The organism is Serratia sp. 1D1416 (assembly GCF_003641105.1).
Lineage (GTDB): Bacteria > Pseudomonadota > Gammaproteobacteria > Enterobacterales > Enterobacteriaceae > Serratia > Serratia ficaria.
On sequence record NZ_CP032738.1, the window covers coordinates 5,095,427 to 5,108,430 of the forward strand.

The following is a 13,004-nucleotide window of genomic DNA, read 5'->3' on the forward strand; positions in this document are numbered from 1 at the left end:
CCACCAGTCTTCTGACTGTCCCTGCATTGCAGATTTTCAACGCATGCGTGCGCGTCTGACGTTGTGCCAGCCGTCGATGTCGCTTGCCCAATCCTCAAGGAGATAGACATGCAACTCGCATCTCGTTTCGCATCACGTACCCCGATACTGCGTACAGATCATCCGCTGTCGGATGACCAGATTATCGCAGTCGCTCCCTCCATTTTCGCGGATACACCGCATGAAAGCCGCTCCGAACGGTACAGCTATATACCAACCTCCGCCGTGCTGGCTAAACTACGCAATGAAGGGTTCGAGCCCTTCATGGTGTGCCAGACCCGTGTGCGTCATGAAGATCGTCGCGACTTCACGAAACACATGCTCCGCCTTCGCCATGCAAGCCAGATCAACAGCAAAGAGGCGAATGAAATCATCTTGCTCAATTCGCATGATGGCACCAGCAGCTATCAAATGCTGGCTGGCATGTTCCGTTTCGTGTGCCAGAACGGTCTGGTGTGCGGCGATATCGTCGGTGACGTTCGTGTGCCTCACAAGGGCAATGTCACAGACCATGTAATCGAAGGCGCCTACAAGGTACTGAGTGGCTTCGACCAGGTGCAGGACTCCCGCGAAGCCATGCGAGCGATCACGCTCGATGATGGCGAGGCGGAAGTCTTCGCAAGGTCGGCTCTGACGCTCAAATATGACTGCGCAAGCAAGGTGCTGCCGATAACTGAAAGCCAGGTTCTGGCGACACGCCGATTCGATGACAATCGGCCGGATTTGTGGTCGGTGTTCAACCGGATTCAGGAAAACCTCGTCAAAGGAGGTCTGTCCGGGCGGACTGCCAATGGCCGCCATCAACGCACGCGCCCTGTGCAAGGCATAGATCAGAACGTCCGCCTCAATCGCGCGCTCTGGCTGCTGGCCGAAGGCCTGCGACAACTCAAAAGCTGATCTACGCGGACTGCGCCCGTTTCGGGTAATGCACGCAGTTTTCACACATCGCTCCTGACGGAGCATTCCTCCCCCCAGGGGGTGTACCCGCCTCACGGGCTGGTACACCCCCCTTGAACGCCCAAAGGATTCGACCATGACCGATACAACATCTTAGCAGCAGTTTCTTCGCATATAGCGAATCTGGCAGGTAGCTCTGTGCCAAAGCGGACGTCTGTGCCTGGGGGAAAATCCAGACGACAAATCAGGACTGCTTGTGTTAAAAAGAAGTTTCTGGCCAGTTATGCCTGAAGCTTTAATAGGAGCAGAAATGCGAACGCAGAAACGATGTATGGGATATGTAGCCATAGTGGTTGATGACTATGACCGAGCAATTGAGTATTACACGGAAAAGCTGGGTTTTACCCTTGTTGAGGATATTCCACAGCCAGGAAAACGCTGGGTAGTCGTTTCCCCGAACCCAGAAAGCGATTGCAATCTTCTTCTGGCACGAGCTTCAAATGAGAGGCAGGAAGGTTTCATCGGCAACCAATGCGGCGGTAGGGTATTTCTTTTTCTCCAGACAGATGATTTCTGGCGCGACTACAACGCCATGAAATCAAAGGACGTAGAGTTTTCTGAGGAACCTCGTGATGAGGTATACGGTACAGTTGTCGTATTTGAGGACCTTTATGGCAACCGCTGGGATCTTTATCAGAACAAGTAAGGCTAAAACTGTCTTTCGGCTACTTTGTCAATATTTTGCCGGTAACCGCTTTCACTTCCGCGCCTCGCTCATAGCAGCTCTTGAGCCTTCTGTGGATAGGTTAGGTTCAGCAACGAATCTTAAAATGATTCAAGAAATCCTTGTGTCGGGGCGGTGATAGAAACCATTATAATTTTTTTGACTTTGCCTGAACTCTGTTCGCCTCGCATTCATCGATAGCAGCGATCTTAGCAACGGGAACTAAATATACCCGCTTATTTGCCTGCCCCTGCAAACGAACACGATAATACCCGTCCAGTTCAATAAACAGCCGTACCGGTTGGCTCAATCGCCCCTGAACCGTACTTACAAGATCACCAAGTCCGGCTGGCACTTCGTCTGTCCAGGTCAGGACAGCGCACCGCCGGCCTCCTGATGCGCTCGTTTCAAAAACCATGCCCGTTAAGGCTGATCCTGTGGGCGAATATAGCCCCAGGAGTGCGATAAGAATACCAATACTCATCAGCGCTTGTTTTAACGATACTTTTGGGCCACTCAATGATAAGACAATTCTCGCTCCAGCAATTTGAATCAGCCCAAGCATGACAGCTATCCCAAGCATCAAAAATGTGAATTTGACCGGCTCATCTTGGGTTATTTCCATCCATTTTGATAGCGAACTGGAGAGGGATCCCATAGCAACAAATTGTGCGAAGCCGCCAATGACAGCGACCACCCAGAATTCGGGGGGACTTCCCGCCAGATCCCTGCAGCAAGCCGTTCTGTCATGCCTTCATCCGAACCTGGAAGCGTCAGAATTCGCAAGATGGCGACCGAAACGCCAACGCCAAGTAAGGCGAATACCAGCATCCAGAAAGGATGAACATCAAACCAGTCAGATGGCACGATACATGCCATTATAATGAAGATAAACGCGAACCAAGACAGCATCAGCATCCATGCCCGGAACATGCGCCATCTTACGCGAAGTGGTCCGTTAGCATTTTCACTATGTTCCTGCATCCAGACATCAATCATCCGCGATGCCTCCCCCCGTTTTGCTGGAACGAAGAGTGTCATCGTTGGAACCAGTAGCAATCCGGCAATCAAGGCGATGAACAGGATCACAAACCCCATAAGCCAGGGTACAGAGGCAACCAGTGCCGGCGACGTGATACTGACTGGGATATTTTCCTCGTGGATAAAGCTGAAAAGATACATTACCGCCACGAAAAGTAAGCATCCGGTCAGCGGCCATGCCCGGTCATGGATCCACTTCAATACCTCGCCAACTTGTTGCCTCAGATCGCCCTCGGGGATAAGTTGAACCAGTCCGTCTGTCTTCCTGTCCTCTGTTTTCATGTCATTTCCGGAACCAATTACAATGTAACAAGATTCCAGCACAGCTTCTTGCAAGTCACAACAATACGGCCTGCATGTGCTACACATTCTTTGCTGAACGAGCCCCTGGCAACTGCGAAGGTATCAGCTTATTGCATCTGCATCAGGAAGCTGAACCATGTCAGCCATATTTTCGCTACAGCGCTCTGTCGGTTACATTCTGCCTGCCGTAATCGCCGCTCTAACCGGTTGCTCAACAATTCCAGCGCCGGTTACTCCGTCTGCCGCAGCGTCGATTCCGCACACCACTGAATCGACGGAACCAAAGCTGATCCCGGTAGTGCGCTACGGGCGCTACACCCTGGTGGAACTGGTGCCCCTCGCCGCTCAGCGCGACCTACTGGCCCAGGTCGTCGAAGTGACCATCCCTCCACGGCCCAATGCAACTGTGGGAAGTGCTTTGCAGCATCTTCTGATGCATACCGGTTACCGACTTTGTCAGGCTCCGGGTACCGCCTCCCTTTTTGCGTTGCCTCTGCCTGCAGCACACCAGCACCTGGGTCCGTTGGTACTGCGCGATGCGCTGCTGACTCTAGCAGGACCTGCCTGGGAGCTGTCTGTTGACGATGTGAACCGGCGCGTGTGCTTTAACCGGCACGACCAATCTCCCCTTCTCCGCCTCGACACGTCAACAACTGCTCATCCCTTCCCCCCCAAACCAGCCACTACCACCGAATCGGCAGTACGGTCTGTGCACAAGGAGTCGCATCAATGAATATTTCGACTGAGGCCGGATATGCCCGCCATGCCAACTTGCTCAAAATTGCCGCAGCGATCTGGCTGCTTGCCGTCAGCATTCTGGCAGTCATTAACACTGTTGGTCTTTCGCGTCTGGACTCCCTGCGCCAGAACGCCGCCCTGGATGCCCGCCTGCAGGCGCTGGCCGAACGAGTTGAGGAAGTGGAGAATCATTTCAGGCTGTTCGAAGCACGGCCGACCCCCGCCCCCAGTCGGAATTCATTGCAGTACGCCAGTCTCTCCAGAAGAAAATCACGGGTATTGAGCAAACACTTGCCGACACCGTGAAGGCAGATGAACTCGAAGCAATGAACAATCGCTTCGAACAGGTTCAGGAGCGTATCAATGCACTGGCGAAACCCGTCCCCGTCTCCCCCGTCACCCGCACAAGTTCCTCTCCCAACCGTCGCGTACCAATGCGCTCATTCCGCATCCTTGGCGTAGAACTGCGCGGCGGTGAACGCTTCCTTTCGCTCTTTCCCCGGGCTGGAGCAGATTCTGACGACCTTCGCCTGCTTCGGCCTGGCGAAACCGTCGGGCGCTGGCGGTTAGAATCCCTCGATGCCGATACCGCCGTGTTCCGTGTCAATGGGCAAACGCAGCGGGTGCAGCTGCCGCGGGAGTAAAATATGGCAAAACATCACCAAAGCCTTGCCACATTACTTGCAGTCATGATGTTGTTCGACACCGCCGTCGCCGCACCACTCCTGCCGTCGGCATCATCCCGCACGGCTGCCAGTCAGCAACGCGACAGTGTTGAGATTGCAACCACCGATGAAGAACTGGCGCGGAACTGGGGACTGAAAGCCGAAGAATGGGGCCGATATCGGGAACTGATGCAAGGCCCTCTTGGCATCTACTCGCCCAACCTCGATCCACTGACGGCCCTGGGCATCGAAGCGCGTTCGGATGATGAGCGCCGCCACTTCGCGGAATTGCAGGTCCAGGCTGAAGCCCACCGTGTCGAGAAAACCCTCGCGTATCAGCGCGCCTATGACGAGGCCTGGCAGCGGCTGGATCCTGGTGTTCAGCGAGTATTGTTGCCCGGAGCCCTGACGCCTGTTGCCAGCAACACAGGATCAGGGCGACTGGCCATTTTCGTTAAGTCGGACTGCATCGCCTGCGTGCAGCGCGTACAGCATCTGCAGGCGTCCGGAATACCCTTCGACCTCTACATGGTTGGCAGCCGTCAGGATGATGCCCGCATCCGTCAGTGGGCAACGCAGGCAGGCATTGATCCAGCGATGGTCCGTTTGCGCACGATCACGCTCAACCACGACAGCGGTCGCTGGCTATCGCTTGGCCTGGCGGGTGAACTCCCGGCGGTGGTTCGTGAGGAAAATGGGCAATGGCAGCGTCAGTAGCAGCCCGTGAAAGGGGATGGCTCCGTAAACTGACGTCAGGAATGATGCTAGTAATTTCGCTTGCTTCACACTCGCCTCAGGCCAGCGAAATACCGCCGCCTGCATACCAGCTAGCGGCACAACAAGCCGGGGTACCGTCTCCAGTCCTGTACGCCGTTGCTCTGCAGGAAAGCGGCACACAATTGAATGGCCGGATCGTGCCCTGGCCATGGACGCTTAACGTCGCCGGACGTGCCGAACGTTACGCCACACGGCAGGAGGCTTGTGCCGGTATCCGGCGTGCCCTGTCCCGCGTCAAAGTCACTCGCATTGATGTCGGACTCGCCCAGATCAATCTGGGTTATCACGCACACCGCTACAAGGCCCACTGTGAAGTACTGGATCCTTACCGGAATCTGGCGATCGCCGGGCAGATCCTTCACGAACAACACCGGGCAGGCCAGGACTGGCTCCTGACAATCGGCCGCTACCACCGTCCTGCAGGTGGCGCGCCAGCAGCGCGTTATCGCCATAGTGTCAGCCAGCATCTGGTGCGGCTTTTCGACCCCGACCTGTCGCTGTCCTCAAACAGGAGTTCCGCTCCATGAAGAATTTACTATTCATCATTTTCTGGTCACTCTCGTCTGCGACTGCCATCGCACAGTCCGCGTCTTCATCCCTGATCATTGTGGAGGACCTTGGTGGCGTTTCAGCACTCCACTGGTATCAGGCACTCACCCCGCAAAAGCATGACGGGGCATCACCCATAACTTCGCCTACTCATATGATTACGCACAGTGAAGCTGAAGCGGCCATGCTACCAGTACGCTCAACATTACTGACCCCCGGTGATGAGCCCAGCCAAATTATCCATGCACCTGGCATGCTCCCGCTTTTTCTTATCGGTGAAGACACACGTTCGCGTAGTTGGTTAGCACAGAACCGGAACAGGTTGAGAGAACTGAACGCCGTTGGCCTGGTCGTCAACGTTACCAATGCAGATGAACTGGCGGCGTTGCGTCGCATCGCCTCCGGACTCACTCTTTCCCCGTCCACGGCAGACGATCTGGCGCAGCGGCTGAGGCTACATCATTACCCGGTGCTCATCACCGCAGCCGGCATCGAACCCTGACGTGAAGCGCTCGCCATGGCCTTGTCGCATGCAGTTGAAGTCCTCCTGCGTCCAGCGGTGGAGTTATATACAGTTGCGGTCTGTGCCGCAGCCGCGACGCTGTGCGTGGTGGCACCGTGGTCGCTCGCGCTAAGCCCGTTGCTTGGAGCCGGATCGGCACTGGGATTCCTCGCCCTTGGTGCGATCCGTTTGCGCGACGCGATGACGATCCTTCGCTATCAACGCAACATTCGTCGCCTGCCCCGCTATGTGATGACCAGTGGCGAAATTCCGGTGAGCCAGAAGCGGCTGTTCATCGGCCGCGGGTTCAAGTGGGATCAACGCCATACCCATCGCCTGATGCAGACATACCGGCCGGAATTTCGTCGCTATGTCGAACCGACCCGGGCCTATCGACGTGCCCGGCGTCTGGAAGAGCAACTGGAATTCGCGTCTTTCCCGCTTGCCGGGCTTGCGCGACTTACAACCTGGGATAGCCCGCTCAACCCTGTGCGCCCCCTGCCGCCGGTCGGGGGGATGCCCCGCCTTCACGGTATTGAACCCGACGAAGATGATGTCACTCTGCCATTGGATGAGCGTGTGGGCCACAGCCTGGTTCTGGGCACGACCCGCGTAGGCAAGACGCGTCTTGCGGAACTGTTCATCACCCAGGATATCCGCCGCATAAATGCCGCTGGCGAGCATGAGGTGGTCATCATCTTCGACCCGAAGGGCGATGCCGACCTGCTCAAACGCGTGTACGTCGAGGCTAAACGCGCCGGACGTGAAAGCGAGTTCTACGTTTTTCACCTGGGGTGGCCAGATATCTCTGCCCGCTACAATGCCGTTGGCCGTTTCGGACGCATCTCCGAGGTGGCCACGCGCATCGCCGGCCAGCTTTCCGGTGAAGGTAACAGCGCCGCGTTCCGCGAGTTTGCCTGGCGCTTCGTCAACATCATAGCCCGCGCCCTGGTCGAGCTGGGACAACGTCCCGACTACCTGTTGATCCAGCGGCACGTGGTCAACATTGATGCACTGTTCATCGAGTACGCACAGCACTACTTTGCTACCCATGAAGCCAAAGCCTGGGAAGTCATCGTCCAGCTCGAAGGGCGTTTGAACGACAAGAACATCCCCCGTCACATGATTGGTCGCGAGAAGCGCGTGGTAGCAATTGAGCAGTATTTATCACAGGCGCGTTTGTATGACCCGGTACTCGACGGGCTGAGAAGTGCCGTGCGCTACGACCGCACCTATTTCGACAAGATTGTCGCTTCGCTGCTGCCGTTGTTGGAAAAACTCACTACAGGCAAGACCGCTCAATTGCTGGCGCCGAACTACGCTGACCTGGACGACCCACGGCCGATCTTCGACTGGATGCAGATCATCCGAAAACGCGCCGTCGTCTATGTGGGCCTTGACGCATTATCCGATGCCGAGGTTGCTGCTGCAGTCGGCAACTCAATGTTCAGCGATCTGGTGTCGGTCGCCGGCCACATCTACAAATTCGGCATCGATGACGGCCTCCCGGGATCGTCCAATGATATGAAGGTGGCTATCAACGTCCATGCGGACGAATTCAACGAACTTATGGGGGATGAATTCATTCCGATGATTAATAAAGGCGGGGGGCCGGACTGCAAATCACCGCCTACACACAGACACTGAGCGACATCGAAGCACGTATCGGTAATCGTGCCAAAGCCGGTCAGGTGGTGGGGAACTTCAACAATCTGTTCATGCTGCGTGTTCGCGAAACTGCAACAGCCGAACTGCTTACGAAACAGCTTCCCAAGGTCGAGGTCTACGCGACGTCCCTCATGAGCGGCGCGACGGATAGCTCCGATCCTCACGGCAATACTGATTTCACCTCCAACACCCAGGACCGGATAAGCACCACCAGTGTTCCACTCATTGAGCCCGCGCATATCGTCAGCTTACCTAAAGGCCAGTGCTTCGCCCTGCTCGAAGGAGGCAATCTCTGGAAGGTACGTATGCCGCTTCCAGCGACCGATCCGGATGAGATGATGCCGCAAGACTTACAGGAACTGGCAGGCTACATGCGCCAGCGCTATACAGAAGCAGGTGATTGGTGGAATGACAGTGGTGACCCAGAGCTTCAAGAAGCTGATCTTCCAGCGGAACTGCTTGAAGACTTCCCGCATATTGCAGAGGAGGACACAAGCCAGTGAAAGATCCTGCCGTCGCCGCACAACAGCAACAGGTACGCCAGCAAGGACTGATTGCCAGCATGGTGACGCTGCCGTTTCGTTTCGTCAGCGTTCTGCTGGGATCGCTGTTTCTGTGCGTCGTGATCGAGTGTGTGGGAATGCATTTTTTCTGGCCGGAACAGGGCTGGCGACATGCACAAGGAATGCTGAACTTCGAGCTGGACCAGTTCTCAGGTCATTTCATCCAGAGTGTGGTGGTGCAGGAACCCGGGCACACCGTACGTCAGTTGGTAGATACAGCCTATACCTGGCTATTCGTAAAGAGCGGACTGCTCGAATGGATGCGCGATGCATCAATCCGGTCCCGGGCTAAGGGTTTTAGCACAGCCCAGGATTTCAGCTACTACCTGAGTCATACCTATGTCTATCTGGAGGATTACCTGATCGCCAGCGCCTACGTTGTATTGGTGTTTCTGGTGCGTCTGCTGGTACTGGTGCTGAGCTTGCCGCTATTTCTATTGGCGGCCATAGTGGGTGTGGTTGACGGACTGGTCCGCCGGGATATCCGGCGTTTTGGGGCTGGCAGGGAATCAGGCTTCGTCTATCACCGTGCTAAAGCGTCGTTGTTACCTCTGGCCGTATTGCCCTGGGTGGTCTATCTGGCGGTCCCTTTCAGCGTACATCCCCTGCTGGTGTTGTTGCCTGCGGCCGTGCTGTTGGGACTTGCGACGGATATCGCCGTGGGCAGCTTTAAGAAGTATATATGAGTTCGATGTGAGTGTTTATTTTATATTAAAACAATGCGTTATTTGATATTGGATAAACTAAAAACTTTGCCAGTTATTGTCAAACATTCGCTGTCAGAATGGAGGTGACCTGTTATGCGACCAACAGTAGCCTAAGAGGACAGGTATTGCTGGTAATGGCTTTGTCTGAAGCTCCTCTGGAAAGTAACCACCTTCAGGTTCGATCATCCCTGCAGGGGATGTTTGCGATCCTCGAAACAGCATCGGGGTGAGGTGCTCATTTCATTACCTTTAGTTGTTTTGATTCATACTTGATCTGCCCCCCTTGCGATTCTGAGCCTAATCAGAAGTGAAAGTCTGCTAAGTGCTGTGAGCGGGCATTAAGAATATTTGAGGAAGTTGACCGAATGGGAGAAGGCGAGGATATAATATTTCCCTAAATCAGGCCAATTCTTCATGGAATCTTATAGGCGCTTTTCCCCGAGGAAACACACTGGCACTCAGGCTGTATGATCCAGTTGGATTCCCCCCAGAATGATCATCACAGGCTCCAGGCATTGGTAGTTTGGGTTTGCGGCTATGTTTCTCATGGACACTAGATCGTCACCACTGGGCTCTGGAGACCCGCCAGGGTGGAAATGCCACTCACCAACGTAATACAGCCCTGTTTTCCAACGGGCATCGAGTAAATGCTTTAGTCCTTTAACGCCGCGTTGGAATGTCGATCTTCCGGCAAGCGAATCAGCAGGGCTGGCTGTGGCTTCCACAATTATGGCGGTAGAGCCGTCTTCACTGTATGAGCCTATTAAAATACCCCCCGTTTCATTCGCACCTGCTCTGATGCATTCATCAATCATCTGCTGTAGTGATGATGAACAGAGTGTGGCCCTATAATCCGCCCCCGTGCGGGAAAACGTCACATCTTTAATTTTCATGGGACTGCCGCTCGACAGTGCCATCAGGCATTTGCTTAAAATATTCATAGACTCTCCCTGGTGCGCTTATCACCCTGCAGATGAATTTTGTACTGACTGCCGCCCATAGCTGAACATCATCTGCTCGGGCCGGAAAAACTGGATGCCAGCAACCTATACCTTCAATTCTGGCATCACCCAGGTCGATTTCAGGCGAAGCAGAATTTCTGAAACGGCTGGTAGCATCAAGGACCGGAAACATTGTTTCACTGGCAGCATAAGCGAAGAGACCTTCCGCTCGCCATGTCATGGCTAAACTGATGAATACTTTTTCACTTTGCCAGTCAAATGCCGCCATCGCCCTGAGTACGGCGTCTTCCCCCGTACAATCAATGATGACGTCATATTTACGTAGAGAGCATTTTACAACCTCATTTTCCGGCGGAAAATCCAAGTCAAATGAACGCGCGTTTGCGTCAGGCAAAATGCGGTTCAGATATTCAACCAGCGCAGCAGCTTTATTATTGCCGACGGTTGTCATGCTCAGGGCGTGACGGCTCAGGTTTCCGGCCTGCATCAAATCCGCGTCAACGATACCCAGCCATACGACACCGATGCGCATAAGGTTTTCAGCTATTGCGCTGCCAAGCGAACCGGCACCGATAATCAGCACCTTTTTGCTTCTGATATAGTTACCTGCTTCGCCCCGACTTCTTAGCTGATCGGAAGCCCAGTTTTGCGTCCGAACCCATTTTATGGCTTCTTGCGACATTGGCAGTTCACGATCCCAGGCTCTACGGTTGCGCTCTGTGGGGCGGAACCCATTACGGGTCGTCATTCTGTCACTAAGACCCGTTAAGCGCAGCGCCAGCCAGTGAATACGCATTGGTGCCTCCCCAGCGCGCTCCTCCAGAGGGCATCCCAGCAAAAGTAAGCCGGGCATGCGTCGGTGACGCCTGCCTCTGACAGACCGACCAATATCAGCAAAGAGATCGGGGAGTGATAACCCGCAGTTTTCGAAGCACTGATTAAGCTCTTTCCAAGTCCGCGGTGCCTGCCAAGGCGCTATAACTGGCAGTTTGGGCAACATAAACCAGACTGTATTTGTGACTCTGGCCCTTTTGCGCATAAACGGAGACCATTTCGTTGTTCGAAGCAACCGCTCATCTTTATCAAAAAACTCACGTATAAAACTGGTTCCGCGCGCGCCTGGCAACAGGCTAGTACTCACATAGCCCCATTTACCAGTCCTGGATTCCCAGTACGGCAGTTCATCAGGCTGCTCGTTGAAACCGATGGCTGAAAACGGAGACTGACCGGGGAAGGCGGGCAATTCCATAGGGTCACCAACGGTCGTCAGTTTTCCCTGCGCGGCAGCATCGATCCAGAGCAACAGCCTGCTGAGCCGCCAGCTGACTCTGGCAAGAAACTCCTCTGGCTCATTCCCCCATTGATGACGGCCAAACACAGCGGGGGATTTTCAAGGCACGGATTGCCCGTTGCCCAGGCCTGTGGGGACTCCCCCGCGGAATTGTAGCTCTGATGTTGAAACGTAGCCGATATGCCTTCTGTTTTATCGGGATACATTTCTATCCGGATGTGAGCACCTTCCTGCCACAGCACAAGATGCCAGACGCTGAAGTCGGGCATGAAACAGGATGGCGGCACGGAAAGTTGCGCTGTGAATTTAAGCGACCATCTTTTGTCTCCAGAAAGCCCCCACACATTGTCCGTTTTCATGCGGGGGTCTGCATTGATCAGTGCGAAGACTGCTTGTAGTTCATCAGGTACCTGTTGAATTACTGTACTCAAGCGAAGCGCCCGGTTTTCTGAGGTTCTGCTGGCTGTGTCGGGGCAGTAAACCCACCACTACGATCCCCGCCCTGTGGACCGGGTAATGGAAACTTGGTGCCAAACAGCTGACGCCAGAGCTCAGCACTTTCTTTTGGATCCTGAGATGCCAGCGCGTTGCGTGCAATGACTGCTGCATCCGCTAATCCTTCATAAAATAAACAGAAGTCCTCAGCTGATAACCGCGCCAGGACGTCATGCTCTTCAACACCATGGTCGGAAAGCGATGGTTTACTTCTTTTGTTGTAATCATAAGCCCAGCGGGACAAAAAGGTATCGATGAGCTGAACCAGACCTTTGCCCATAGAAGGTGTACCATTATCCAGCGCGTTACCAATCAAATGCTCCAGAGGATACCCTTTGGGGTATTTAGGTAGGTTGTCAATGTTTTGTTGTCTCCACCACTTCACTGCCCTGACGAGGTTTATGTAGTGGCCGTTGCATTCGCGGTTTTTCTCTGCGGTCCACCTGATCTGGGCGAGCGGATGCGTTCTGCCCCACTCATTATTATCCCTGTCGGGGAGCACTAAGGGATGCGCCTTCCATTCAGATACAGGTGCATCCTGAACGTTTGCAGAGTTTGACTGAAACAAGCCACTCGCACTCGGCATCCAGCTTTTGTTAAGCCGCCAGTCTTTTTGCTCTTCCAGTGAGTTTACTGTCATAACCGACTCTGACCGGTAGAGTTGTTCAAGGCGGTTTTTTTCTTCCCCTGAGGCAGGAATTGCAGTTATCACCAGGTCCAGTTCAACATAAGAGAGCGTAATCCCGAAAGACCGCCCCTGTGGCTCCCATTTTCCCGGGTAATACTTTTCGAGAAATGGCACGAATAGATCCATGGCCGCCCTGGGCGCAATCTGGTTATGGTCAAGATTGGTCACCACCACAATATCAACATCCGGGCGCTTACCGTTTAATGGTCGGATGGCCGTTGAACGACGGATGCTACCCTGCAGAAAAGTAGACACAACGATATCCTTTAAAGGCTCATAATTATTCAGCCTTTCACGTAGCGTTTTAGCTCCACCTTTCCAATCTTCTTTCTGCGTCTCCGTGGGTCTGATATTTGCTAAAAACTCATTAAACTGTGGATTAAGTTCCATCGTGA

Annotated in this window: 15 protein-coding genes and 1 pseudogene; 10 read left to right on the top strand and 6 right to left on the bottom strand. The window is 54.2% G+C overall.

Annotated features, from left to right (window positions below):
* Positions 1-108: 108 nt before the first annotated feature.
* Positions 109-936 (top strand): DUF932 domain-containing protein, encoded by an 828-nt coding sequence (locus D7I37_RS24710; RefSeq protein ID WP_129544548.1) that lies wholly within the window; start codon positions 109-111, stop codon positions 934-936.
* Between the two features lie 310 nt (positions 937-1,246).
* Positions 1,247-1,642, top strand: coding sequence for a VOC family protein (locus tag D7I37_RS24715; protein ID WP_129544549.1), 396 nt, complete (start codon positions 1,247-1,249; stop codon positions 1,640-1,642).
* Positions 1,643-1,808: 166 nt separating this feature from the next.
* Here D7I37_RS24715 and D7I37_RS24720 read toward each other — a convergent pair whose 3' ends face one another.
* Both D7I37_RS24720 and D7I37_RS24725 read right to left on the bottom strand, forming a co-directional pair.
* On the bottom strand, positions 1,809-2,285 hold the full coding sequence (locus D7I37_RS24720; protein WP_129544550.1) for a hypothetical protein: 477 nt from the start codon (positions 2,283-2,285) through the stop codon (positions 1,809-1,811).
* A complete protein-coding gene (locus tag D7I37_RS24725; RefSeq protein WP_129544551.1) occupies positions 2,276-2,983 on the bottom strand; it encodes a hypothetical protein in 708 nt (235 codons plus the stop codon). Before D7I37_RS24725 ends, D7I37_RS24720 begins: the two co-directional genes overlap by 10 nt.
* A 157-nt stretch (positions 2,984-3,140) precedes the next feature.
* On the opposite strand from D7I37_RS24725, the gene D7I37_RS24730 reads away from it, so the two are divergent.
* The 8 genes and pseudogenes from D7I37_RS24730 (at position 3,141) to D7I37_RS24765 (ending at position 9,152) form a co-directional block, all read left to right on the top strand.
* Positions 3,141-3,737 carry a PilL N-terminal domain-containing protein gene (locus D7I37_RS24730; protein ID WP_129544552.1) on the top strand — a complete coding sequence of 199 codons (597 nt, stop codon included), beginning with the start codon at positions 3,141-3,143 and terminating at the stop codon, positions 3,735-3,737.
* The gene (locus D7I37_RS24735) at positions 3,734-4,048 is read left to right on the top strand and encodes a hypothetical protein (RefSeq protein ID WP_129544553.1); all 315 of its coding nucleotides are present in this window, start codon (positions 3,734-3,736) and stop codon (positions 4,046-4,048) included. Before D7I37_RS24730 ends, D7I37_RS24735 begins: the two co-directional genes overlap by 4 nt.
* A 20-nt stretch (positions 4,049-4,068) precedes the next feature.
* Entirely contained in the window at positions 4,069-4,386 is a 318-nt protein-coding gene (locus D7I37_RS24740; RefSeq protein ID WP_129544554.1) for a hypothetical protein, read from the top strand.
* 3 nt (positions 4,387-4,389) lie between these two features.
* Positions 4,390-5,124: a TIGR03759 family integrating conjugative element protein gene (locus tag D7I37_RS24745; protein ID WP_371415240.1), complete on the top strand. Its 735-nt coding sequence runs from the start codon at positions 4,390-4,392 to the stop codon at positions 5,122-5,124.
* A gap of 41 nt (positions 5,125-5,165) precedes the next feature.
* On the top strand, positions 5,166-5,711 hold the full coding sequence (locus tag D7I37_RS24750; protein WP_371415241.1) for a lytic transglycosylase domain-containing protein: 546 nt from the start codon (positions 5,166-5,168) through the stop codon (positions 5,709-5,711).
* A complete protein-coding gene (locus tag D7I37_RS24755) occupies positions 5,708-6,235 on the top strand; it encodes an integrating conjugative element protein (RefSeq protein WP_129544556.1) in 528 nt (175 codons plus the stop codon). Before D7I37_RS24750 ends, D7I37_RS24755 begins: the two co-directional genes overlap by 4 nt.
* Positions 6,236-6,250: 15 nt before the next feature.
* A pseudogene (gene traD / locus D7I37_RS24760) lies at positions 6,251-8,406 on the top strand (type IV conjugative transfer system coupling protein TraD).
* A complete protein-coding gene (locus D7I37_RS24765; RefSeq protein WP_129544557.1) occupies positions 8,403-9,152 on the top strand; it encodes a TIGR03747 family integrating conjugative element membrane protein in 750 nt (249 codons plus the stop codon). Before traD ends, D7I37_RS24765 begins: the two are co-directional and overlap by 4 nt.
* A gap of 479 nt (positions 9,153-9,631) precedes the next feature.
* On the opposite strand, the gene D7I37_RS24770 is transcribed toward D7I37_RS24765, so the two are convergent.
* The 4 genes from D7I37_RS24770 to D7I37_RS24785 are packed head-to-tail and all read right to left on the bottom strand — an operon-like array spanning position 9,632 to position 12,999.
* Positions 9,632-10,114 (bottom strand): Mov34/MPN/PAD-1 family protein, encoded by a 483-nt coding sequence (locus D7I37_RS24770; RefSeq protein ID WP_129544558.1) that lies wholly within the window; start codon positions 10,112-10,114, stop codon positions 9,632-9,634.
* Positions 10,056-11,438 (bottom strand): ThiF family adenylyltransferase, encoded by a 1,383-nt coding sequence (locus D7I37_RS24775; protein WP_129544559.1) that lies wholly within the window; start codon positions 11,436-11,438, stop codon positions 10,056-10,058. The genes D7I37_RS24770 and D7I37_RS24775 overlap by 59 nt, the downstream gene beginning before the upstream one ends.
* Complete coding sequence (locus D7I37_RS24780) at positions 11,402-11,857, bottom strand: hypothetical protein (protein ID WP_129544560.1); 456 nt, start codon at positions 11,855-11,857, stop codon at positions 11,402-11,404. The genes D7I37_RS24775 and D7I37_RS24780 overlap by 37 nt, the downstream gene beginning before the upstream one ends.
* Positions 11,854-12,999, bottom strand: a complete 1,146-nt coding sequence (locus D7I37_RS24785) for a hypothetical protein (protein ID WP_129544561.1) — start codon at positions 12,997-12,999, stop codon at positions 11,854-11,856. Before D7I37_RS24785 ends, D7I37_RS24780 begins: the two co-directional genes overlap by 4 nt.
* Positions 13,000-13,004: the final 5 nt, after the last annotated feature.

Excerpts from the sequence above, each read along its gene's own strand:
- D7I37_RS24710 (WP_129544548.1), top strand. The coding sequence starts at position 109 with ATGCAACTCGCATCTCGTTTCGCATCACGTACCCCGATACTGCGTACA.
- D7I37_RS24715 (WP_129544549.1), top strand. The coding sequence starts at position 1,247 with ATGCGAACGCAGAAACGATGTATGGGATATGTAGCCATAGTGGTTGAT.
- D7I37_RS24720 (WP_129544550.1), bottom strand. The coding sequence starts at position 2,285 with ATGGAAATAACCCAAGATGAGCCGGTCAAATTCACATTTTTGATGCTT.
- D7I37_RS24725 (WP_129544551.1), bottom strand. The coding sequence starts at position 2,983 with ATGAAAACAGAGGACAGGAAGACAGACGGACTGGTTCAACTTATCCCC.
- D7I37_RS24730 (WP_129544552.1), top strand. The coding sequence starts at position 3,141 with ATGTCAGCCATATTTTCGCTACAGCGCTCTGTCGGTTACATTCTGCCT.
- D7I37_RS24735 (WP_129544553.1), top strand. The coding sequence starts at position 3,734 with ATGAATATTTCGACTGAGGCCGGATATGCCCGCCATGCCAACTTGCTC.
- D7I37_RS24740 (WP_129544554.1), top strand. The coding sequence starts at position 4,069 with ATGAACAATCGCTTCGAACAGGTTCAGGAGCGTATCAATGCACTGGCG.
- D7I37_RS24745 (WP_371415240.1), top strand. The coding sequence starts at position 4,390 with ATGGCAAAACATCACCAAAGCCTTGCCACATTACTTGCAGTCATGATG.
- D7I37_RS24750 (WP_371415241.1), top strand. The coding sequence starts at position 5,166 with ATGATGCTAGTAATTTCGCTTGCTTCACACTCGCCTCAGGCCAGCGAA.
- D7I37_RS24755 (WP_129544556.1), top strand. The coding sequence starts at position 5,708 with ATGAAGAATTTACTATTCATCATTTTCTGGTCACTCTCGTCTGCGACT.
- D7I37_RS24770 (WP_129544558.1), bottom strand. The coding sequence starts at position 10,114 with ATGAATATTTTAAGCAAATGCCTGATGGCACTGTCGAGCGGCAGTCCC.
- D7I37_RS24785 (WP_129544561.1), bottom strand. The coding sequence starts at position 12,999 with ATGGAACTTAATCCACAGTTTAATGAGTTTTTAGCAAATATCAGACCC.